The 21082-nt window shown below is 72.8% G+C and carries 18 protein-coding genes and 1 tRNA gene; 10 read left to right on the forward strand and 9 right to left on the reverse strand.

The genetic code is table 11. The annotated features are described in order from the left end of the window. Window positions 1-13: 13 nt before the first annotated feature. Together ACWGJ5_RS16975 and ACWGJ5_RS16980 are read right to left on the reverse strand one after the other, a co-directional pair. On the reverse strand, window positions 14-3919 hold the full coding sequence (locus ACWGJ5_RS16975; RefSeq protein WP_453310498.1) for a Pls/PosA family non-ribosomal peptide synthetase: 3906 nt from the start codon (window positions 3917-3919) through the stop codon (window positions 14-16). Between the two features lie 251 nt (window positions 3920-4170). Continuing rightward, window positions 4171-4258, reverse strand: a tRNA-Leu gene (locus tag ACWGJ5_RS16980). Window positions 4259-4473: 215 nt separating this feature from the next. Here ACWGJ5_RS16980 and ACWGJ5_RS16985 point away from each other — a divergent pair. The 3 genes from ACWGJ5_RS16985 to ACWGJ5_RS16995 all read left to right on the forward strand — a co-directional run bounded on the left by ACWGJ5_RS16985 (window position 4474) and on the right by ACWGJ5_RS16995 (window position 7161). Beyond that, window positions 4474-5799, forward strand: coding sequence for a M20/M25/M40 family metallo-hydrolase (locus ACWGJ5_RS16985; RefSeq protein WP_453310499.1), 1326 nt, complete (start codon window positions 4474-4476; stop codon window positions 5797-5799). Window positions 5800-5954: 155 nt separating this feature from the next. Next, entirely contained in the window at window positions 5955-6188 is a 234-nt protein-coding gene (gene chpH / locus ACWGJ5_RS16990) for a chaplin ChpH (RefSeq protein WP_453310500.1), read from the forward strand. A 169-nt stretch (window positions 6189-6357) separates the two neighbouring features. Continuing rightward, window positions 6358-7161: a chaplin gene (locus ACWGJ5_RS16995; RefSeq protein WP_453310501.1), complete on the forward strand. Its 804-nt coding sequence runs from the start codon at window positions 6358-6360 to the stop codon at window positions 7159-7161. 84 nt (window positions 7162-7245) lie between these two features. On the opposite strand, the gene ACWGJ5_RS17000 is transcribed toward ACWGJ5_RS16995, so the two are convergent. Next, complete coding sequence (locus tag ACWGJ5_RS17000; RefSeq protein WP_014671721.1) at window positions 7246-7434, reverse strand: DUF5703 family protein; 189 nt, start codon at window positions 7432-7434, stop codon at window positions 7246-7248. 47 nt (window positions 7435-7481) lie between these two features. Between ACWGJ5_RS17000 and ACWGJ5_RS17005 the strand changes: the two genes are divergently transcribed. Continuing rightward, window positions 7482-8237 carry a hypothetical protein gene (locus ACWGJ5_RS17005; RefSeq protein WP_453310502.1) on the forward strand — a complete coding sequence of 252 codons (756 nt, stop codon included), beginning with the start codon at window positions 7482-7484 and terminating at the stop codon, window positions 8235-8237. A gap of 91 nt (window positions 8238-8328) precedes the next feature. Here the strand turns inward: ACWGJ5_RS17005 and ACWGJ5_RS17010 are convergent, their stop codons facing one another. Then, the gene (locus tag ACWGJ5_RS17010) at window positions 8329-10770 is read right to left on the reverse strand and encodes a helix-hairpin-helix domain-containing protein (RefSeq protein ID WP_453310503.1); all 2442 of its coding nucleotides are present in this window, start codon (window positions 10768-10770) and stop codon (window positions 8329-8331) included. Then, the gene (locus ACWGJ5_RS17015; protein WP_453310504.1) at window positions 10767-11750 is read right to left on the reverse strand and encodes an aldo/keto reductase; all 984 of its coding nucleotides are present in this window, start codon (window positions 11748-11750) and stop codon (window positions 10767-10769) included. Before ACWGJ5_RS17015 ends, ACWGJ5_RS17010 begins: the two co-directional genes overlap by 4 nt. 161 nt (window positions 11751-11911) lie before the next feature. On the opposite strand from ACWGJ5_RS17015, the gene ACWGJ5_RS17020 reads away from it, so the two are divergent. Together ACWGJ5_RS17020 and ACWGJ5_RS17025 are read left to right on the forward strand one after the other, a co-directional pair. Further along, the gene (locus ACWGJ5_RS17020) at window positions 11912-12967 is read left to right on the forward strand and encodes an LLM class F420-dependent oxidoreductase (protein WP_453310505.1); all 1056 of its coding nucleotides are present in this window, start codon (window positions 11912-11914) and stop codon (window positions 12965-12967) included. 166 nt (window positions 12968-13133) lie between these two features. Further along, entirely contained in the window at window positions 13134-13922 is a 789-nt protein-coding gene (locus ACWGJ5_RS17025) for a ferritin-like domain-containing protein (protein ID WP_453310506.1), read from the forward strand. A gap of 25 nt (window positions 13923-13947) precedes the next feature. On the opposite strand, the gene corA is transcribed toward ACWGJ5_RS17025, so the two are convergent. Continuing rightward, on the reverse strand, window positions 13948-14943 hold the full coding sequence (gene corA, locus ACWGJ5_RS17030) for a magnesium/cobalt transporter CorA (RefSeq protein ID WP_453310507.1): 996 nt from the start codon (window positions 14941-14943) through the stop codon (window positions 13948-13950). 62 nt (window positions 14944-15005) lie between these two features. Between corA and ACWGJ5_RS17035 the strand changes: the two genes are divergently transcribed. The 4 genes from ACWGJ5_RS17035 to mshC all read left to right on the forward strand — a co-directional run bounded on the left by ACWGJ5_RS17035 (window position 15006) and on the right by mshC (window position 18530). Next, window positions 15006-15692, forward strand: coding sequence for a histidine phosphatase family protein (locus ACWGJ5_RS17035; protein WP_453310508.1), 687 nt, complete (start codon window positions 15006-15008; stop codon window positions 15690-15692). 112 nt (window positions 15693-15804) lie between these two features. After that, a complete protein-coding gene (locus ACWGJ5_RS17040; RefSeq protein WP_228618626.1) occupies window positions 15805-16395 on the forward strand; it encodes a DUF3090 domain-containing protein in 591 nt (196 codons plus the stop codon). Beyond that, window positions 16359-17198: an SCO1664 family protein gene (locus tag ACWGJ5_RS17045; protein WP_453310509.1), complete on the forward strand. Its 840-nt coding sequence runs from the start codon at window positions 16359-16361 to the stop codon at window positions 17196-17198. Before ACWGJ5_RS17040 ends, ACWGJ5_RS17045 begins: the two co-directional genes overlap by 37 nt. Window positions 17199-17300: 102 nt before the next feature. Next, the gene (gene mshC, locus ACWGJ5_RS17050; RefSeq protein ID WP_453310510.1) at window positions 17301-18530 is read left to right on the forward strand and encodes a cysteine--1-D-myo-inosityl 2-amino-2-deoxy-alpha-D-glucopyranoside ligase; all 1230 of its coding nucleotides are present in this window, start codon (window positions 17301-17303) and stop codon (window positions 18528-18530) included. An 87-nt stretch (window positions 18531-18617) separates the two neighbouring features. On the opposite strand, the gene ACWGJ5_RS17055 is transcribed toward mshC, so the two are convergent. The 3 genes from ACWGJ5_RS17055 to ACWGJ5_RS17065 all read right to left on the reverse strand — a co-directional run bounded on the left by ACWGJ5_RS17055 (window position 18618) and on the right by ACWGJ5_RS17065 (window position 20975). Next, the gene (locus tag ACWGJ5_RS17055) at window positions 18618-19538 is read right to left on the reverse strand and encodes a PAC2 family protein (RefSeq protein ID WP_453310511.1); all 921 of its coding nucleotides are present in this window, start codon (window positions 19536-19538) and stop codon (window positions 18618-18620) included. Between the two features lie 175 nt (window positions 19539-19713). Beyond that, window positions 19714-20385, reverse strand: coding sequence for a FadR/GntR family transcriptional regulator (locus tag ACWGJ5_RS17060; RefSeq protein WP_453310512.1), 672 nt, complete (start codon window positions 20383-20385; stop codon window positions 19714-19716). Between the two features lie 44 nt (window positions 20386-20429). Further along, window positions 20430-20975, reverse strand: a complete 546-nt coding sequence (locus ACWGJ5_RS17065) for an SMI1/KNR4 family protein (protein ID WP_453310513.1) — start codon at window positions 20973-20975, stop codon at window positions 20430-20432. Between the last annotated feature and the right edge of the window lie 107 nt (window positions 20976-21082).

Here is a 21082-nt window from a genome sequence, read left to right on the forward strand (position 1 = left end):
GCACGGCCCGCGCTCAGGGACGCCATGCCTCGATCGGATTGCCGAGCCAGCGGGTGTCGTCCGGGACGGACTCCGCGGCCATGACGAGCGACGCGGGCCCCAGGGTCGTACGGGCCCCGACCGTGCTGCCGGGCAGCACGATCCCGCCAGGGCCCAGCGTGGCGCCCTCACGGAGGACCACAGTATCCGTCCGCAAGATCCGGTCGTGGAAGAGGTGTGTCTGCAGCACACAGCCACGATTGACGGTCGCCGCGTCCTGAAGGGTCACCAGGTCCGTCTCCGGCAGCCAGTAACTCTCCACCCACACGCCCCTGCCGATACGCGCGCCGAGCCCGCGCAGCCACGCCGTCAGCACCGGCGTCCCCGGCACGGCCCCGGCCAGCCACGGCACCGCCAGCACCTCGACGAACGTGTCCGCCAGCTCGTTGCGCCACACGAACGAACTCCACAGTGGATGCTCCCCGGCCCGGTGCCGCCCCACGAGCAGCCACTTCGCGAGGACCGAGACGACCGCCGCGACCACACCGGCCCCCAGCAGCACCGCGCCCGACAGGGCCCACGCCCACGGCCCCAGCGCACACAGCACCGCCACCGTCCCCGCGGCCAGCGCGGCCGAACACAGCACCGGCACGATCCGGCACAGCTCCACAAGACCGCGCGCCCACAGCAGCCCCGCGGGCGGCTCGTACGTACGGCTCTGGTCCCCGCCCGCCGCACTGCGCGGCAGCTTCACCGGCGGCAGCCCCAGATACGAGGTGCCCTTCTTCGCCTTCTTCGGCGTCGCCGACAGCACGCCGACAAGACCGCCGTCCGGCACGCTCCGGCCCGGTCCGGTCATCCCGGAGTTGCCGAGGAAGGCCCGCCGCCCGATCTCCGCGCGCCCGATCCGCATCCAGCCGCCGCCCAGCTCGTACGGCGCCGTCAGCGTGTCGTCCGCCAGGAACGCCCCGTCGCCGACCGTGGTCAGGCTCGGCAGCGCGAGCACCGTCGACACCTCGGCGCGGCGCCCGATCCGCATGCCGAGCAGCCGCAGCCACACCGGCGTGATCAGCCCCGCATACAGGGGGAACAGGGTCTCGCGGGACCGGTCCATCAGCTGCGTCACGGTCCACGCCTGCCAGCCGACCCGGCTGTGCGTCGGATGCGTGCCCTCGCGCAGCCCCACACCGAGCACGCGCACGGCGACCAGGATCAGCACCGCGTAGGCCAGCCCGTAGGCGAGCGTGGCCGGGACCAGCCCGAGCGCGGCTCCGCGCAGCGCCTGGGGCAGTGAGCCTCCGGGCGCCACGAAGAGCCGGGCGACCAGCAGCGCGGCCACGCCCGCGAGCAGCGGCAGGGCGCCGAGCCCGATGCCCGCCGCGCCGTACATCACCCGCCAGTACGTGCCCCGCTGCGGCCGCTCCTTCGGCCAGGTGCGCTTGGCCTTGCCGAGCTTCACCGCGGGCGCGCCCGCCCAGCGCTGGCCGGTCGGGACCTGCCCGCCGACCGCCGAGCCGGGGGCCACCTCGGCCCGCTTGCCGACGCGGGCGCCCGGGAAGAGCATGCTGCGGGTGCCGACGGTGGCGTGCGCGCCGACCTTGACCGGCCCGATCTCCAGACGGTCGCCGTCCAGCCAGTGCCCGGACAGGTCGACCTCGGACTCCACGGCCGCGCCCCGGCCCAGCTTGAGCATGCCGGTGACCGGCGGCAGCGAGTGCAGGTCCACCTCGGGCCCGACCTTCGCGCCCAGCGCACGGGCGTACCGCTCCAGCCAGGATCCGGTCAGCGAGGTGGCCCCGCTGAACTCGGCCAGCCGCTCGGCCGTCCACAGCCGCAGGTGCACGCTGCCGCCGCGCGGGTACCGGCCGGGCCCGACGCCCCGCAGCAGCAGCCGCGCTCCGCCCGCCGCGAGCGCGATCCGGCCGGGCGGGGTGAAGAACAGCAGCGCACCGGCCGCGAGCAGCCACCAGGGGGCGGTCGGCAGCCAGGAGTAGCCGGGCAGCAGGTTTCCGACGGCGGCCAGGACCACCGTCCAGCGCAGCCCGAGCAGGGAGAACAGCGGGAGCAGCAGCAGGAGCTGCACGGCCTGGGCGCGGACCGGAACCGGCGCGATGGTGCGGGCCCCGCCGTCGTCCTGCGCCGAGGCCTCCAGCCGCCGGGCCAGCTTGCGCAGGACGGGCTGCTGGTAGATGTCGAGGACGGCGGCGCTCGGGTAGCGGGTGCGCAGCCGGGTGGTGAGCTGGGCGGCGGCCAGGGAGCCGCCGCCGATCGCGAAGAAGTCGTCGTGGGCGCCGGTCACCGGGATGCCCAGGACTTCCGCCCACTGCTCGGCGAGCCAGGCCTCGGTGCCGTAGAGCTGCTCCTTCGCCGGTGCCTGGAGGCCTTCCAGGGGCCAGGGCAGGGCGTTTCGGTCCACCTTCCCGGAGGTCCGGGTCGGCAGCTCGGCGACGGGCGCGAGGAGCGGCACCAGCGCGGCGGGCAGCTCGGCGCGCAGCTTCTCGACGGCGGCCGCATGGTCCCAGCCGTCCTGGGTGACCACGTAACCGACGAGGAGCTGATTGCCGCCGCGGGCGGTGCGCACGGCGGCCGCGGCTCCGGTGACCCCGGGCAGGGCCTGCAGCGCGGCATCCACCTCACCGAGCTCGATCCGTCGCCCGCCCAGCTTGATCTGCTCGTCGGCCCGGCCCAGGAAGATCAGCCCCTCGGGCTCGGCCCGGACCAGGTCACCGCTGCGATAGGCCCGCTCCCAGCCCAGCGAGTGCAGCGGCGCGTACTTCTCGGCGTCCTTCTCGCGATCGAGATACCGCGCGAGCCCGACGCCGCCGATCACGAGCTGCCCGCTCGCGCCCATGGGCACCGGCTCCCCGGCCTCGTCGACGACGGCGAGCTCCCAGCCGTCGAGGGGCAGCCCGATCCTGATGGGCTCGGCACCGGTCAGCAGCGCCGCACAGGCCACGACGGTCGCCTCGGTCGGACCGTAGGTGTTCCACACCTCGCGCCCCTCGGTGACCAGCCGCTGCGCCAGCTCGGGCGGGCAGGCCTCGCCGCCGAAGATCAGCAGCCGTACGTCGCCCAGCGTCTCCGGCTCCCACAGCGCGGCGAGCGTGGGCACGGTCGAGACGACGGTGATCTCCTGCTCGACCAGCCAGGGCCCGAGATCGGCGCCGCTCCTGACCTGCGACCGGGGCACCGGCACCAGACAGGCGCCGTACCGCCAGGCCAGCCACATCTCCTCACAGGAGGCGTCGAAGGCGACGGAGAGTCCGGCCATGACCCGGTCGCCGGGCCCGATCGGCTCCTCCGTGAGGAACAGGGCCGCCTCGGCGTCCACGAACGCGGCGGCGCTGCGATGCGTGACGGCGACGCCCTTGGGCTTCCCGGTGGACCCGGAGGTGAAGATGATCCAGGCGTCGTGCTCGGCGCCGGGCCGCGCGGCGGGGGAGGCGGAGGAGCCCTGGACGGTGCCGGCCGCGCCCGCGACGGTGCCGGACGCGCCCTGCACGGTGATGGTGTGCCCGGCCCCGACGACGGCCCGTACCTCCCCCTCCCCGAACACCAACTCCGCCCGCTCGTCCGGGTCCTCGGCGTCGACGGGCACATAGGCGGCACCGACGGCGAGAACGGCGAGGATCGCGACGTACAGCTCGTTGGTCCCCGAGGGGACCCGCACTCCGACCCGGTCCCCGAGCCCGACCCCCGCACCGGCGAGCCGCCGCCGCAGCCGCTCCACCGCGAGGGCCAGCGCACGGTAGGTCAGGCACGTCGTGCCGTCGTCCAGCGCCGGCTCGTCCGGATGGGACCGCACGGTCGCGTCGAAGACGTCGACCAGCGTGCGCGGCGACGCCGCGGGCCGCGCGGAGAAGCGTGCGCGGTCGCCGAACTGCGTGCGGATCTCTTCGTCGAGCAGGCCGAGAGCGCTGCTCTCGTCTATGGCTGCCATCGGGTCCTCACGTCGGTCCGACTCAGTGACAAGCCGGAAATATTAGTACGACGCTAGGCTCCATCCCCTTCGCCCCGCCGTCCGAGAGGGCCGTCCGGGTGGCTGCGGCACGGCGGCTGTGGCCCCCTGACCTGCCGAGCTTCACGCCGGGCGAGACATGCCTCACACACCGTCAAGGAGTGGGCGATCCGGGGCAGTTGGGCTTCACTCGCGAGCAAGACGAAGGGCCCCTGCTGAGCAGGGGCCCTCACTGGTGTCCGAGGGGGGACTTGAACCCCCACGCCCGATAAAGGGCACTAGCACCTCAAGCTAGCGCGTCTGCCATTCCGCCACCCGGACAAGGTGTCTGTCGTGCGGGAGAACCCTTTTGGCGGGGTTTCCCTCGCGGCGACGAAGGAAACATTACCAGGCTTTCGGGGGTGGCTGATCACCCCTGCCCCCGGAGCGCGTCGCGCGTGAACGGCGTGTGACGGGCCGGGACCGGTCTTGGGCGGCGGGCGGGGGAGAGGGAGGATGTGGAGGACCACCAGCAGCGACAGCGCGGGAGGAAGCACGTGAGCGAGACGGACACGGCCAGGAGCGTCACCGGCGAGGACGAGGTCGTGGACCTCTGCCGCGAGCTGATCCGGTTCGACACCAGCAACTACGGCGACCACTCCGGCCCCGGCGAGCGCAAGGCGGCCGAGTGGGTCGCGGAGAAGCTCGCCGAGGTCGGTCTCGAACCGAAGATCTTCGAGTCGCATCCGGGCCGCGCCTCGACGGTGGCCCGCATCGAGGGGGAGGACCCGTCCCGGCCCGCGCTGCTGATCCACGGCCACCTGGACGTCGTACCGGCCAACGCCGCTGACTGGACCCACGACCCGTTCTCCGGCGAGGTCGCCGACGGGTGCGTGTGGGGGCGCGGGGCCGTCGACATGAAGGACATGGACGCCATGACCCTCGCGGTCGTGCGCGACCGGCTCAGGAGCGGGCGGCGTCCCCCGCGGGACATCGTGGTCGCCTTCCTCGCCGACGAGGAGGCGGGCGGTGCGTACGGCGCCCGCCACCTGGTCGACCGCCACCCCGAGCTGTTCGAGGGCGTCACCGAGGCGATCAGCGAGGTGGGCGGCTTCTCGTTCACTGTGAACGAGCAGCGTCGGCTCTACCTGATCCAGACGGCCGAGAAGGGCATGCACTGGATGAAGCTGACCGTGGCCGGCACCGCCGGGCACGGCTCGATGATCCACCGCGACAACGCCATCACCGAGCTGTCCGAGGCCGTGGCCCGGGTCGGCCGGCACAAGTTCCCGGTGCGGGTCACCAAGACCACCCGGGCGTTCCTGGACGAGCTGGGCGACGCGCTCGGCACCGAACTGGACCCGGAGGACATGGAGTCCACCCTGGTCCGGCTCGGCGGCATCGCCAAGTTCATCGGCGCCACCCTAAGCAACACCGCCAACCCCACCCAGCTCAACGCCGGCTACAAGGTCAACGTCATCCCGGGCGAGGCCACCGCGCACATCGACGGCCGCTTCCTGCCGGGCTACGAGGAGGAGTTCCTCGGCGACCTCGACCGGCTGCTCGGACCCCATGTCCGCCGCGAGGACGTGCACACCGACAAGGCCGTCGAGACCACCTTCGACGGGGCGCTGGTGGAGGCCATGCAGTCCGCGCTGCTCGCCGAGGACCCCACCGCCAAGGCCATCCCCTACATGCTCTCCGGCGGCACCGACGCCAAGTCCTTCGACGACCTCGGCATCCGCGGCTTCGGCTTCGCCCCGCTGAAGCTGCCGCCGGAGCTGGACTTCGCCGGCATGTTCCACGGCGTGGACGAGCGGGTGCCGGTGGACGGGCTGCGGTTCGGCGTGCGGGTGCTCGACCGGTTCATCGACGCGTCGTGAGGTTCCGGGTCGCGATGGCCGACATATTCGGGCGCTCGTACGAGATCGACTGGAACGGGTGAATGCGACGATCGGTTCGTAGCTTCATTAGTTCCTCCTCGTTACAGGTGATGTGACTCCGCACCTTGGGGTCGCTTTGCCAACAAGGAGGAATAATGATCAAGAAGGTCGTCGCTGCTGCGGCTGCCACCGGTGGGCTGGTTCTCGCGGGCGCGGGCCTTGCCGTCGCCGACTCGGGTGCCCAGGGTGCCGCCGTGCACTCCCCGGGTGTCGTCTCCGGCAACGTCGTTCAGGTGCCCGTGCACGTCCCGGTGAACGTCTGCGGCAACACGGTCAACGTGATCGGGCTCCTGAACCCCACCTTCGGCAACACCTGCGTCAACAAGTGACGACGACCTCCTGAGGGGGGCGTCATTTTCGAGCCGTCGGCCCCGGAGCGCGTGCCATGCGCTCCGGGGCCGACCGGCCTCTTGCGCGGCGGCACGGTCCGCGAGGGCCGTGCGCGCCACGCCACCGCGAGGCACGCACAGCAGGATCGAAGGCAGGGGAACAACGGAAATGCGACAGAGCACCCGTAAGGGCCTGATGACCATGGCGGCGGCCACGGGTGTGATCGCCGCCGCCAGCGGCTACGCCCACGCCGACGCGGGCGCGGCCGGCACCGCCACCGGCTCGCCCGGCGTACTGTCCGGCAACACGGTGCAGGCGCCGGTGCACGTCCCGGTGAACGTGTGCGGCAACACCGTGAACGTCGTCGGGCTGCTCAACCCGGCGGTGGGCAACAGCTGCACCAACCAGGGCGGCACGTCCGGCGGCACGTCCGGGGGCCACGGCGGCTCCGGCGGCTCGCACGCGGGCGGGCACAGCGCCGGCTCGCCCGGCGTCGGCTCCGGCAACACCGTCCAGGCGCCGATCGACGTCCCGGTGAACGTCTGCGGCAACAGCGTCAACGTCATCGGAGTCGGCAACGCCACCACGGGCAACGACTGCGCCAACGGAGGCGGCGGTCACCACGGCCGGCCGCCGGGCGGCGGCCACGGCAACCCGCCCGGGCAGCCGGGGCACCCCGGGCATCCGGGCCACCCGGGTCACCCCGGTCACCCCGGGCAGCCGGGTCACCCGGGGCAGCCGGGTCATCCGGGCGGCCCGACGACCCCGCCCGGCCGGGGCGGTCACACGCCCCAGGGACCCCATGGGTCCACCGAGGTCAGGCAGCACGGCGGCCGCTCCGCCGAGCCTCTGACCAACGCCCAGCTCGCGCACACCGGCAGCGAGCTGCCGCTGGACCTCGTGCTGCCGGTCGGCGCGGGCGCGCTGCTCGCGGGCGCGGTGCTCTACCGCAAGGCCCGGCCCACGTCGTAGCCGGAAGCCCCGGGTACGGCACGCGTTGAACGGAGCGGGCCCCGTCATGACAGACGGGGCCCGCTCCGGTTCAGGTCGTCGGCCTCACCACGTGGCACGCACCTGGCGGATGATCCGCCGGCGCAACCGCACCCTGCGGCTGCCGTCCCGCAGCAGGCTCAGTCGGTCCAACTCCCAGTGTCCGTACTCTGCATGGTCCGTCAGCAGACGTGTTGCCTCCTTGCGGGAGACCCCGCGAGGCACATACACGTCGACAAATTCGTATTCCGGCATCGCATCTATTGTGCGGGCTGGGGCCCGGTACGGATAGCGTCTGCACTATGTCTGATGCTGCGCAGCCCACCGCTGCCGAGGTACGCGCCGCCGCCGAGGCGGTCAAGACCGCGCTCGACCGTCATCTGGCCGCGGTCGAACGCAGGTCGGGTGAGGACGACCCGGCGGTCTTGGAGGCGTTCAACCAGCTGGCCGCGGCCGCCGAGGTGTACGACGAGCTGCTCTACGACCGCTACGACGAGGTCACGCCCTTCGAGATCCCCGGTGCGGAGGAGCTCCCGCCGTACGCGGGTCCCGAGGAACCGAACGCGATCAGCGTGCTGATCCGCCGCGACTACGCCGTGGTGGAACCCCAGCGGCTGCTGGCGCAGGCCCAGCGGGTCGAGGCGGCGGAGTACGAGGCCGCGGGCGGCCTGGCCGAGGATGCCGCCGGTACGGTTCCGGGCGCGCTGGGCATTCTCTTCGGCGAGTTCGAACCGGACGAGATCGCTTCCCGGCACAAGGAGTTCGGCCTGGAGGAAGGCGACTCCACGCTCTGGGTCACCGCGGCGGAGGAGACACCCGAGGCGGGGGAGTGGCTGGAGGCGCCGTTCGAGCACATCGATCCGCAAGGGGTGGTGTGCCGGTTCGACGTCAGTGCCGTCTTCGACGACGAGGACGAGTCCGACGAAGAGGACGATCTCGAGTTCGACGAAGACGAGGACGACGGCGAGGACGACGGCGAGGCCGAGGACCAGGCCGAGAACCAGGCCGAGGACCAGGCCGAGGACGAGGATCTGGAGCCGCTGGACGCCGAGAAGTGACCGGGCCGGCGGTGCCGGGGGCGGCCTGGGGCCGGCTCGGCACCGCCGGATTCCGCCGTCGAGGCCGGTCGGCGTCGCGGTGGAGGGAGATTCACACCCGCAGCAGCGTCTGCAAGCGGGTCGTGCGGGGCTTCGCCGGTGTCTCCGCCACCGCCTTCGGCAGGGCCTGTTCCACGCCGTGGACCACGGAAAGATGCCGCTCCGCCCGGCCGAAGGCCGTGTACACCCAGGGTCTGCTGAGCGCCTGCGCGGCGTCGCCGGGCAGGACGACGACCGCCGCCGGCCAGCGGGTGCCCACCGTCTGGTGTGCGGTCAGCGCCCAGCCGTGCCGTACGGCGCCCTCCACCCGCTCGCGCGGTACGACCACCGCCGTGCCCGCGCACGACAGGTGCAGCCCGTCCGTGTCGGCCTTCACCACCGTGCCCGGCACCGTACGGCCCGGGGCGGGGGAGTAGGCGATCCGGTCGCCGGGGTCGAAGCCGCCGAAGCGGCCCGGGCCGGGGTTGAGGCGCTCCTTCAGCGCGGAGTTGAGGGCGCGGGTGCCCGCGGCACCGCCGTGCCCGGGGGTGATCACCACCGTCTGGTCGGCCGGCACACCGAGCGCCCGCGGCACGGAGTCGGCGACCAGCTGGACGGTCCGGTGCACGGCCTCGCCCGCGTCCCGCACCGGGACGATGACGATCTCCTTGCCCGGAGCGGCGACCTGGTTCAGCTCGCCGATGCCGATACCGGAGACCAGCTCGCCGATCGGGCCCGGGTCAGGGAGGCGGGAGGCGACCTGCGGGCAGACGCGGGCGGCGAGCAGATCGGCGAAGACCCGCCCCGGTCCCGCCGACCACAGCAGCGCCGGGTCGCCGCTGAGCACGAGCCGGGCCCCGTCGGGCAGCGACTCCACCAGCATCGCGGCGCTCTCCACATCGAGCTGCGGCGCGTCCAGCACGATCAGCAGATCGAGTTCCAGCGCGCCGTCCGTGTCCCGCCCCGGTCCCTCGGCGCCGGACAGCAGACCGGCGACCGTGCCCACGCTGTGCTCCGCCGGGTCCGCGCCCGGCAGGACGGCGAGGCGGTGGCGTCCGTCGGGGGTGTGGCAGACGGCGAAGGCCCGCAGGCCCGCGGCGCGGGCGGCGCCGAGCAGCGCGGCCGGTTCGGCGCGGGCCGCCTCTCCGCCGGTGTGGAGCACCAGGCCGTGCCCGGCGACCGCGCGGACCAGCTCGGCCGCGCCGCCGGAGACGGCGTCGGCCGCCGCCTGCCAGGCCTGCTCGGTCTCCTTGGGCAGCGAGTTGACCAGCCGGGCCAGGCCGTCGGCGAGGCTCTCCTCGGCCAGTGCGTACCGCTCCAGGCCGACGAGGACCCGGACCGGCCGCTCCTCCGCGTCCGCGTCCTCTTCCGTCGCCTGCGCCGCGGCGGCTCCCGGTGCCTCCAGGGCGTCCTGGAACCCCAGTGCCTCGCCCTCCGCGAGCGCGCTCTGCACCGCCGCGTCCGGGTCCGGGACGCCCTGCTTGCCCAGCGCCGCGGTGAGCGTGGCCAGTTCCAGCGCGGTGTGCCCGGCCAGGGCCGCCTGCTCCAGCAGCCAGACGGTGATCGCGCGAGCCCGTCGCTCGTCGCCCGGGCCGCAGGCGGCGCCGAGCAGGGCGCGGGCGAAGCCGTCGGCCTGCTCGGGCCGTACGCCGCTGATCCGCAGCAGCTGCCAGGGGTCCTCGCGCAGCGCCGCGTCGGCGCCCTCGCCGAGCGCCGCGGCCACCTGGGGAGCCAGGGCCTCGGGTGCACCGCCCTCGGCCAGCACCCGGCGCGCGCCCTCCACCGTCTCCGGTGCCGGAGCGGTGGGGGTGACGACGGCCGGTGCGGGCGCGGGCTGCGGCCGGCGTGCGGGCTCCGGGGCCGGGCGGCGCGGCGCGGGCGCGGGCTCGGCGAAGACCGCGGCCACCGGCTTGTCGCCGCTCTCCACGGCCCGCACCGCCGCGAGCAGGTCGGCCGCCGTGCCGCTGAGCTTGGCGCCGCTCTCGATCGGCCCCTTCTTCTCGGCCTTGCGCCGCGCGATCCGCTCCCGCTCGACCCGCTGCGCAGCCAACTCGGCCTCGGCCTCGGACACCTGGGCGGCGTCAGCGCCTTCGCCTTCGGCCTCGGACGGCTGGGCGGAGTCGGCGTCCGCGCCCTGGGGCCCGGACAGCCGCGCGGGGCCGACATGGTCGCCTTCGGGCTCGGAGTGCCGGGTGGAGTCTGCTTCTTCGCCCTCGAGGCCGCCGGCGCCGGCCGCCCCATCGGCGCCCTCGCCCCCAGCACCGGTCGGGCCGCCCGCGTCCTCGTCGCCGCCCGGGCCGTCCCCGCTCCGGCCTCCGCCCCCGACCGCGCTCTCGCCCCCGACCGCGCTCTCGCCCTCCGCGCTGCTCGCCCCGGCGCTGCTCCGGCCCTCGGCGCCGCTCGCCGTAAGGCTGTTCGTGCGGCTCCCCGGGGGCACGGCCTCCCCGCCCGGGCCCTCGGGCGTGTCCGGTGTCCCCGGCCCGGCTTTCTCCGTGGTCTCCGGCTCCGTGCTCACAGCGTGCTCCAGTCGTGATCGGGATAGCGGTGCACGGGCGCCGACACATCGTCCAGCGCCCGGCAGATCTCGTCAGGAAGACTAAGGGCCTCCACTGACAATGCCGCCGTGAGCTGCTGCGCGTTGCGCGCGCCGACGATCGGCGCGGCCACCCCGGGCCGGTCCCGGACCCAGGCGAGGGCCACCTGGAGCGGGGTCACGGCGAGCCCGTCGGCGGCCGTCGTCACCGCGTCCACGATGCGGGTCGCCGTGTCGTCCAGGTACGGCTCGACGAACGGCGCCAGATGCTCGGAGGCGCCGCGCGAGTCCGGGGGAGTGGTGTGCCGGTACTTGGCGGTCAGCACGCCCCGGCCGAGCGGGGAGGAGGGCAGCAGCCCGACCCCGAGATCCAGCGCGGCGGGCAGCACTTCCCGTTCCACGCCCCGCTGCAGCAGTGAGTACTCCATCTGCGTGCTGGCCAGTCGCGTGCGCGTGCCCGGCGCCGCGAGCTGCCAGGTGGCGGCCTTGGCGAGCTGCCAGCCGCAGAAGTTCGAGACGCCCGCGTACCGGGCGCGGCCGCTGCTGACCGCTATGTCCAGTGCCTGGAGGGTCTCCTCCAGCGGGGTCCCGGGATCGAAGGCGTGGATGTGCCACACGTCGACGTAGTCCGTGCCCAGGCGGGCCAGGGAGGCGTCGAGGGCGGCGAGCAGATGGCCGCGTGAGCCGTCGAAACGGCGGTCGGGGTCGGGGACGCTGCCCGCCTTGGTGGAGATCACCAGGTCCCGGCGCGGAACCAGGCCGTCCATCAGCTTCCCGAGCAGGTACTCCGCCTCGCCGTTGCCGTACACGTCCGCGGTGTCGACCAGGGTCCCGCCGGCTTCCCAGAACGCCTTCAGCATGTCCGCGGCGTCGTGCTCGTCGGTGTCCCGGCCCCAGGTGAGGGTGCCGAGTCCGATCCGGGACACGCGCAGGCCGGTACGGCCGAGATGCCTCTGCTCCATGCGGGCGAGATTACTGGCCGGAACCGGTGCGGTGGGTTGCCTGTGGATAACCCGATCGGGCTGCGGACCGGTCTTTTCACGTGCCCGGCGCCTGCCCCGACCTCCGTCCCCGCGCTAAGGTCGCCCCACCAGAACGTTACTCATGAGTAAGGGGATCGGCGATGGAGCTCGGGATCAACCTCGGCTACTGGGGTGCCGGAATGGACGGGGACAATCTGGCCGTGGCCCAGGAGGCCGACCGGCTGGGCTTCTCCGTGTGCTGGGCCGCCGAGGCCTACGGCTCCGACGCGGCGACCGTGCTGTCCTGGGTCGCCGCCCAGACCGAGCACATCGACGTCGGCTCGGCCATCTTCCAGATCCCGGCCCGCCAGCCCGCGATGACCGCGATGACGGCCGCGACGCTCGACTCGCTGTCCGGCGGGCGGTTCCGCCTCGGGCTCGGGGTCTCCGGCCCGCAGGTCTCCGAGGGCTGGTACGGCGTCAAGTTCGACAAGCCGCTCGCCCGCACCCGCGAGTACGTCGAGATCGTGCGCAGGGCGATGACCCGGGAGCGGCTCACGTACGAGGGCGAGCACTGGACGCTGCCGCTGCCCGGCGGCCCGGGCAAGCCGATCAAGCTGACCGTGCACCCGCAGCGTGAGCACATCCCGCTGTACATCGCCGCCATCGGCCCGAAGAACCTGGAGCAGACCGGTGAGATCGCCGACGGCGCCCTGCTGATCTTCCCCGCCGCCGACCACCTCGAGGACACCACCCTCAAGTACCTGCGCGCCGGCCGGGAGAAGGCGGGCAAGGCCCTCGACGGCTTCGACGTCTGCCCGACCCTGCCCATCGCCGTCGGCGACGACAAGGACGTGGCCCGGCTCGCCGACACCTTCCGGCCGTACACCGCGCTGTACGTCGGCGGCATGGGCAGCGCCAAGCAGAACTTCTACAACCAGCTCGCCCAGCGCATGGGATACGAGAAGGAAGCCGCCGAGATCCAGCAGAAGTACCTGTCCGGCGACAAGCAGGGCGCCGCGGCCGCGATCCCGCAGGACCTCATCGACAAGACGACTCTGCTGGGTTCCGTCGACCGCATCGCCGACCGGATGAGGGCCTACGCCGCCGCCGGTGTCACCACGCTCAGCCTGTCGCCGGCCGGCTTCACCCTGGAGGAGCGGCTCGCCTCCCTGCGGGCCGGCCGCGAGGCCCTGGAGCGCGCCGGGCTGTCCTAGGGAGCTTCAGCGGCCGTGGTGGGGGCTCGGGGGTCTTCCCCGCCACGGCCGTCACCGTGAACAACGCGCCGGGCGCCGCACGGTTACGACCGCGGAGTCATCCTTTTGGCCGAGCGGACACGCACAGCTGTTGCACGCCCCATACCGTCCGCATTTGACTCTATTCATGCTTTCGGCCAAGAGTCTGTTCAAGGAGATCCTCGACAACGACGAGGCCTTCCGGCTCTTCTGCTCCATCGCCGCCAGCGGGGAGTCCCAGGGGGGCTGGGAGAACGGGCGGATCGCCGCGCTGGTCCCGCCCGGCGAACGCGCCCTGGCCCCGAAGATCGCCCGGCACGGCTCCGACGAGGACAAGCACGGACGCATCTTCAACGCCCTGATGAGGAAGCGCGGGCTCACCCCCGTCGCCGTACCGCCCGAGACCGACTACACGATGCTGCTGGAGCGGAACGGAATCGGCCTCGCCCACGACAAGCTCCGGCGGGACGAGCCGCTCACCGAGCGGGACGTCATCGTCTACCTCGCCCACAGCCGCGTCACCGAACAGCGCGCCGCCGAACAGATGGAGCTGCTGCTCAGGGTGTTCGCCGACCATCCCGACGTGGGCAGGGCCGTACGCATGATCTCCGACGACGAGGACAAGCACCTCGCCTACACCCATGAGGAACTGCTGCGGTTCGCCGCCGCCGGGCACGGCCGGCTGATCCAGCGCACCCTGCGTGAGTGCGCCCTCGCGGAGATCCGCGTCCACCGGGACGTCAGCCTCGCCGTGATGGCCCGCATGGGCCGCATCCTGGGCTGGTCCAGGGCCAGGTACGCCCTGCTCGCGGCCGGCATCCACGCGGTGTACGCCTGCGAGCGCCTGGCCGGCTGGCGCCGCATGGTCACCCTCACCATCCCCGAGCGCCGCGACCCCCTCGGCGGTCCCGCCACCCCCGCCCACGAGTTCGCCTGAGCCGCGAACATCGGCAGCAAAAGGCTCACAGCCAGCCGCGATGTTTGAACAGGCGGTACAGCAGCACCTCCAGAGCGGCCATCGCCAGGATCACCGCCGGATACGACCAGAGCCAGTGCAGCTCCGGCATGTGGTCGAAGTTCATGCCGTAGATCCCCGCGATCATCGTGGGGACCGCGGCCATCGCCGCCCAGGCGGAGATCTTCCGCATGTCGTCGTTCTGCCGCACGCTCATCTGCGCCAGATGCGCCGACAGGACGTCCGACACCAGCCGGTCCAGGGCCTCCACCGACTCGTTCACACGCGTCAGGTGGTCGCCCACGTCGCGGAAGAACGGGCGCGCCTTGTCGTTCACGAACGGCACCGAGGTACCCAGCGGTGCGGCGCCGGCCAGCCGGGTCAGCGGCAGCGCCAGCGGGCCGGTGGCCCGGCGGAACTCCAGGACCTGCCGTTTGAAGCCGTAGATCCGGGACGCGGTGCCCCGCGAGCCGCCGCCCTCCGGCCGGAACACCTCCGCCTCCAGCTCCTCCAGGTCGTTCCCCAGCTCCGTCGCCACCTCCAGATAGTGGTCGACGACGGCGTCGGAGATCGCGTACAGCACGGCGGTCGGTCCCTTGTCGAGCATCTCCGGCTCCTCCTCCAGCCGGCGCCTCACGGCGGCCAGTGGCGAGCCCTCGCCGTGGCGCACGGTGACCACGAAACAGGCGCCGACGAAGACCATGATCTCGCCCGTCGAGACGGCATCGCTCTCGGTCTCGTACACGACCGGTTTCAGCACCATGAACAGCGAGTCGTCGTACACCTCGAGCTTGGGCCGCTGATGCGCGTTCAGCGCGTCCTCGACCGCCAGCGGATGCAGCCCGAACTCCTGGGTGACCAGGTCGAACTCCCGCTCGGACGGCTCGTACAGGCCGATCCACACGAACCCGCCCTCGGCCCGCGCCTCGGCGAGTGCGTCGGACAGGTCCTCCGGCCCCTCGGTGCGGAGCCCGTGCCGGTAGATGGCGCAGTCGACGATCACGGAGCGCATTCTCCCTTCGCCCGGTCAGCAGTGCATGTGCTGATACGCCTACCCTGGGCCGCATGCCCACGCTGATCCTCGTCAGGCACGGACGTTCCACCGCCAACACCTCCGGTGTGCTCGCCGGCTGGACGCCAGGCGTCACCCTGGACGAGCGCGGCGCCGCCCAGGCCGCCGCGCTGCCCGGCCGGCTCGCCGCACTGCCGATCTCCGAGGTCGTCACTAGCCCCCTGGAGCGCTGCCAGGAGACCGTACGGCCGCTGCTCGAGGCCCGCCCCGGCCTGAGCGCCCACACCGACGAGCGGATCGGGGAGTGCCACTACGGCGACTGGTCCGGCCGCAAGCTCGCCGAGCTCAAGGACGAGCCGCTGATGGAGGTCGTCCAGGCGCACCCGTCGGCCGCCGCCTTCCCCGGCGGCGAGTCCATGCGCGCCATGCAGACCCGCGCCGCCGAGGCCGTACGCGAGTGGAACGCGCGCGTGGAGCGCGAGCACGGCGCCGACGCCGTCTACCTCATGTGCTCCCACGGTGACATCATCAAATCCCTGGTCGCCGACGCCCTCGGACTTCATCTCGACCTCTTCCAGCGGATCTCCGTGGAACCGTGTTCCGTCACCGCGATCCGCTACACCCGGCTGCGGCCGTTTCTCGTTCGCCTCGGCGACACCGGGGATTTCGCTTCGCTCTTCCCGCGCGAGGAACCTGGTGAGGGCGACGCACCGGTCGGAGGTGGTGCGGGCGCACCGTGATCGTCGGCCGCAGTAGGGTGAAGCGATCCGCACAGTCGCGTATCCGTGGGCGGCCCGCACCGCTGAAACCTACGAACCAACTCTCCGCACTCACTCTCAATGGAGACAGGACGTGTCCCGTCAGGTGTTCCTCTACGACCCGCCGGACCGCTTCGTGGCCGGCACGGTCGGACTGCCCGGACGCCGTACGTTCTTCCTCCAGGCCACCGCAGGCTCCCGGGTGACCAGCGTGGCTCTGGAGAAGACCCAGGTGGCCGCGCTCGCCGAGCGCATGGACGAACTGCTCGACGAGGTCGTACGGCGCAGTGGCGGCAGCGCCGCCGTCCCCGCCATGGCGCCCACCGAGATCGCCGACACCGCCCCGCTGGAGACCCCCATCGAGGAGGAGTTCCGCGTCGGTACCATGGCGCTGGCCTGGGACGGCGAGGAACAGCGCATGATCGTCGAGGCGCAGGCCCTGGTGGAGCTGGACGCCGACACCGAGGAGGACCTCGCCGAGGCCGAGGAGCGGCTGCTCCAGGACGAGGAGAACGGGCCCCCGATGCTGCGGGTCCGGCTGACCGGCGCGCAGGCACGGGCCTTCGCCAAGCGCGCCCTCGACGTCGTCAACGCCGGGCGGCCGCCGTGCCCGCTGTGCAGCCTCCCGCTCGATCCGGAAGGACACGTATGTCCGCGCCAGAACGGATACCGCCGCGGAGCGTGACGCCCACCGACGCCGCAGCCGACTCGGCCGCCGCCGAGCTGCTCGCGCGAGGTGAGCTGACCGTGCGCGGACGGATCCGCGAGGCGTCCAACGCCGCGCTGTTCTGCACCATCGCCCTCGACGGCCTTGAAGCCTCCTGCATCTACAAGCCGGTGGCCGGGGAGCGCCCGCTGTGGGACTTCCCCGACGGCACCCTCGCAGCGCGCGAGGTGGCCGCCTACGAGGTCTCCGAGGCCACCGGCTGGGGGCTCGTCCCGCCGACCGTGCTGCGCGACGGGCCGTACGGCGAGGGCATGTGCCAGCTGTGGATCGACGTCCAGGCCGAGGCCGAGCTGCTCGCCCTGGTCGACGCGGAGGAACCGGAGCCGGGCTGGAGGGCGATCGGCCTGGCCGAGGTCGGCGAGGGCCGCACCGCGCTCCTCGTGCACGCCGACGACGAGCGGCTGCGCCGCCTCGCCGTCCTGGACGCCGTGATCAACAACGCCGACCGCAAGGGGGGCCATCTGCTGCCCACCACCGACGGCCGGCTCTACGGCATCGACCACGGCGTCACCTTCAATGTCGAGAACAAGCTGCGCACGCTGCTGTGGGGCTGGGCCGGGGAGCAGTTGACCACCGAGGCCCTCGACGCCCTCCGGACACTGCGGGAGGCCCTGGGCGGGCCGCTGGCCGAACGGCTGACCGCACTGATCACCCCGGCCGAGATCCACGCCACACGCGCGCGTGTCGAGGCGTTGCTCACCAAGGGAGTGCACCCGGAGCCCAACGGCGAGTGGCCGGCCATCCCCTGGCCGCCGGTGTGAGCCTGCTCAGCACATCGCGCGCCGATCCACAAGACCGCACGACTGGCCATCCGGCGCGATCCCGTTCGTATACGCCGCTCGTGGCCGGTTAGGCTCATGTACATGCATGCCTGGCCCGCTTCCGAGGTCCCCGCCCTGCCTGGTCAGGGCCGCGACCTGAGGATCCACGACACCGCGACCGGCGGCCTCGTCACCCTCGACCCCGGTCCCGTCGCCCGTATCTACGTCTGCGGCATCACGCCGTACGACGCCACCCACCTGGGGCACGCGGCGACCTACAACGCGTTCGACCTCGTTCAGCGCGTGTGGCTCGACACCAAGCGGCAGGTCCACTACGTCCAGAACGTCACCGACGTCGACGATCCGCTGCTGGAGCGCGCGGAGCGGGACGGCGTCGACTGGGTCGCCCTCGCCGAGAAGGAGACGGCCCTCTTCCGCGAGGACATGACCGCCCTCAGGATGCTCCCGCCGCAGCACTACATAGGTGCGGTGGAGGCGATACCCGGCATCGTCCCGCTCGTGGAGCGGCTGCGCGAGATCGGCGCGGCCTACGAGCTGGAGGGCGACATCTACTTCTCCGTCGAGTCCGACCCGCACTTCGGGCAGGTCTCGAACCTCGACGCGGCCGCCATGCGGCTGCTGTCCGCCGAGCGCGGCGGCGACCCGGACCGTCCGGGCAAGAAGAACCCGCTGGACCCGATGCTGTGGATGGCGGCTCGCGAGGGCGAGCCCAGCTGGGACGGCGGCACCCTCGGCCGGGGCCGGCCCGGCTGGCACATCGAGTGCGTGGCCATCGCCCTGGACCACCTCGGCATGGGCTTCGACGTCCAGGGCGGCGGCTCCGACCTCGCCTTCCCGCACCACGAGATGGGCGCCTCGCACGCCCAGGTGCTCACCGGCGAGTTCCCCATGGCCAAGGCCTACGTCCACGCCGGCATGGTCGCCCTGCACGGCGAGAAGATGTCCAAGTCCAAGGGCAACCTCGTCTTCGTCTCGAAGCTGCGCCGAGACGGCGTCGACCCTGCCGCCATCCGCCTGGCCCTCCTGTCCCACCACTACCGCGCCGACTGGGAGTGGACCGACCAGGTCCTCCAGGACGCCGTGGCCCGCCTCGCCCGCTGGCGCTCGGCCGTCTCCCGCCCCGACGGCCCGCCCGCCGACACCCTGGTCGAGGAGATCCGCGAGGCCCTGTCCAACGACCTCGACGCCCCCGCCGCCCTCGCGGCGGTGGACCGCTGGGCGGCCCGGCAGGAGCAGGAGGGCGGCACGGACACGGGCGCACCGGGCGTCGTCACGCGTGCCGTGGACGCGCTGCTCGGGGTCGCCCTGTAGACACCGTGAGGTCGGGCGCCCCGTAAGGGGCGCGGGGAACAAAAGAAGGGGCGCTTCCCGACACGGGAACCGCCCCTTCGCCGTACCTCAGTCCTCCGAACCGTCCTCGTCATCCTCCTTGGCCCCGCCGCCGGAGGCAGGGGGCCGCGGTTTCCCGCCCGGAGGGCTCACGTCCCGGCGCCGCAGATACCGCTCGAACTCGCGGGCGATCGCCTCACCCGACGCCTCCGGCAGCTCCGCGGTGTCCCGGGCCTCCTCCAGCGTCTGGACGTACTCGGCGACCTCGCTGTCCTCGGCGGCCAGCTGGTCCACGCCCACCTGCCAGGCACGGGCGTCCTCCGGCAGATCGCCCTGCGGGATGCGCAGGTCCAGCAGGTCCTCCAGCCGGTTGAGCAGCGCCAGCGTGGCCTTCGGGTTCGGCGGCTGGGAGACGTAGTGCGGTACGGCCGCCCACAGCGACACCGCCGGGACGCCGGCGTGCGTGCACGCCTCCTGCAGGACGCCGACGATGCCCGTCGGGCCCTCGTACTTGGTCTCCTCCAGGTCCATCCGCTGGGCCAGGTCCGGGTCGGACGTCACCCCGCTGACCGGCACGGGACGCGTGTGCGGGGTGTCACCGAGCAGGGCGCCCAGGACGACCACCAGCTCCACGCCGAGCTCGTGCGCGAAGCCGAGCAGCTCGTTGCAGAACGAGCGCCAGCGCATGGACGGTTCGATGCCGCGGACCAGCACCAGGTCGCGCGGCTTCTCACCGCCGACCCGCACCACCGACAGCCTTGTCGTCGGCCAGGTGATCTTGCGCACACCGGCCTCCATGAACACCGTGGGCCGGTTCACCTGGAAGTCGTAGTAGTCCTCGGCGTCCAGCGCCGCGAACACCTCGCCCTTCCATTCGCGTTCCAGATGCGCGACCGCCGTGGAGGCGGCGTCGCCGGCATCGTTCCAGCCCTCGAACGCGGCCACCATGACTGGGTCGATCAGCTCGGGAACCCCCTCCAGCTCGATCACCCAGTGCCTCCTTCCGACGTGCCCTCGCTTGACTCACCAACCTTACGGCGTCCGGCGGGGGCGCTCGCAGCCCCCTTGCGTGGGCCAGTGACCGGATCACTGCCCCGTTCGCCACTGTGGAACACCCCCCGTCAACCCGGAGCCCGACCGGATCGGCACAGGCGTTTGCCCATGCTCACAGGGTGCTGCGCAGCCACTGCTCCACGCTCGCGATGTGCACGGTCGCCCAGGAGCGGGCCGCCTCCGCGTCCCGGTCCCGCAGCGCGGCCAGGATCGCCCGGTGCTCGCGAAGGGTGCGGCCGACCGCGTCCTCCTGGGTGAGACCCCGCCAGATCCGGGCCCGGGTGGTCGGCCCCGACAGGCCGTCCAGCAGCGAGCACAGCACCGAGTTGCCGGCGCCGCGCACGATGCCGCGATGGAACTCCAGGTCGGCGGCGACCAGCTCCTCCACCGAGGGCTGGTCGCCGAGGGCCTCCAACTGGACGGACAGTGCGTCCAGTTGCTCTTCGCCGATCCGGAAGGCCGCCATCGCGGTCGCGGCCGGCTCCAGGATCCGGCGCACCGCGAGGAACTCCAGCACGGTGTCGTCGCGGTGGAAGTCCACGACGAAGCTCAGCGCCTCCAGCAGCAGTTGCGGATCGAGACTCGTGACGTACGTGCCGTCGCCCTGCCGCACGTCCAGGATCCGGATCAGCGACAGTGCCCGGACGGCCTCCCGCAGCGAGTTGCGCGACAGTCCCAGCTCGGCGGCCAGCTCGCTCTCCTTGGGCAACCGGTCCCCGGGCCGCAGCGCACCGGAGACGATCATGCCCTTGATCTTCTCGATCGCCTCATCGGTGACTGCCATGACCGGCCTCCCTGGTCGCCAGACATCGGATGTCTCAGCGGTCATTATGCGGGCGCGGCGTCGAACCACTCCCTGCCGTCCGCCCAGTGCCGCACCCAGCCGGCGAAGCCGGGCTCGCCGGCGGTGTGACCGAACTCCGCCCCGAAGGGCACCGCGCCCTCACCGGTGATCTGCCATATGTGACCCCGGTGCGGGCCGGTGACGATCAGGTGCCAGTCCATGCCGCAGCCGTCGGTCCCCAGCCGCAGGGAACCGTCGTGGGCGACCCGCTCGATCACGGCCTCGGGGTCCTCGTACGGGCCGTCGTCCTCCTCCCACACCCACGCCCGGCTGAGCGGGAACGGCTCGGCGAGCCGCTGGTGCTCGGCGCCCCGGCGCAGCCCGGCCATCCCGTACTCCGGCGGCCCCTGCAAGGACCCGTCGGTCGCCTCGGCCACGAACGTCCGGTACGGCTCGGGCAGCACCACGCGGTGCTCCGCCTCGAAGGCGTGCACGGCCGCCCAGCCGAGGGCGGAGTCGCCGCCGCCGTCCACCGCGAAGGCCTCCCGCAGAGCCGCCAGTTCGGCGGGATCCGCTTGATCGTTGTTCATGCCCCCATGGAAGCACCCGGCACTGACAACGCCCCCCGCGCAGGCGAAAGGGGCGGCCCCATCGGCGTGGGGCCGCCCCTCTCGGATGTCCGGACCCGGTGCGGCGG

It is taken from the genome of Streptomyces sp. NPDC054783 (genome assembly GCF_053611725.1).